This is a genomic window from Streptococcus sp. GMD6S, assembly GCF_000297015.1.
Window position 1 is genome coordinate 1 of sequence record NZ_AJRH01000163.1, and the last position, 1,097, is coordinate 1,097.

General features: G+C 39.6%; 1 protein-coding gene. It reads left to right on the forward strand.

Going from position 1 to position 1,097, the window contains the following annotated elements; genetic code table 11:
• The coding region (locus GMD6S_RS09375) for a G5 domain-containing protein (protein WP_000474216.1) at nucleotides 1–888 on the forward strand (888 nt) is incomplete at its 5' end.
• Between the last annotated feature and the right edge of the window lie 209 nt (nucleotides 889–1,097).

Here is a 1,097-nt window from a genome sequence, read left to right on the forward strand (position 1 = left end):
GGTCAACGTCCAAAAGTCTCAGTCGAAGAAAGTAATCAAGTAGCTTCAACAGTTGTAGATAGTGGAGAAGACAGCCTTCCAGTACTTGTTCGTCTTGTTTCAGAAAGTGGAAAACAAGTCAAGGAATACCGTATCCAGTTGACTAAGGAAAAACCAGTTTCTGAGAAGACTGTTGCTGCTGTACAAGAAGATCTTCCAAAACTCGAATTTGTTGAAAAAGATTTGGCCTACAAGACAGTTGAGAAAAAGGATTCAACACTGTATCTAGGTGAAACACGTGTAGAACAAGAAGGAAAAGTTGGTAAGGAACGGATCTTCACAGCGGTTAATCCTAGTGGAAGTAAGGAAGAAAAACTCCGTGAAGTGGTAGAGGCACCGACAGACCGCATCGTCTTGGTTGGAACCAAACCAGGAACTTCTCTTCCAGAAGACGAAGTGAAGAATCTTGTCCTTAACAGACCAGAACTTGTAATCGAAGAAGAAACAATTGATTTCAAGGTTCAGGAACAAAAGAATGATCAGCTTCCAGCAGGTCAAACTCGCATCCTTCAAGAAGGAAGACAAGGTATCCGTGTTCACTTAATCGAAGTTGAAAATGGCAAGCGAACTGAAAAAGAAAGCTATGATAAAGTTATGGCTCAGAATCGCATCGTCGAAGTTGGTACAGCTGGTGAAACGACCAAACCAGTACCTCAAGAAGCAACAAAACCACAAGTATCAGAAAAAGCAGATACAAAAGAAATTGCTTCAAGTAAAGCTAATCAAGCTCAAAAAGAGCAGTTGCCAAATACAGGAAGTGCAGCAAGCCAAGCAGCAGTAGCAGCAGGTTTAGCTCTTCTCGGTTTGGGGGCAGGATTAGTCGCCACTAAAGGCAAAAAAGAAGATTAGAGGCACTAGCTAGAATATGAATCTAGCGGTGACTAAGAAAGACCAGGTTTTCCTGGTCTTTTTTATGACAGAAAAATCATTTAGTAATGTTGGCATAAACAATGCCATTCTAAAAGACGTATTTAAATAAGTGAAAATGCATTTTTAAAATAAAATGTGCAAAAAAATACTGTTTATCGTATTTGTTTTTAACTGGTATATACTGGCTT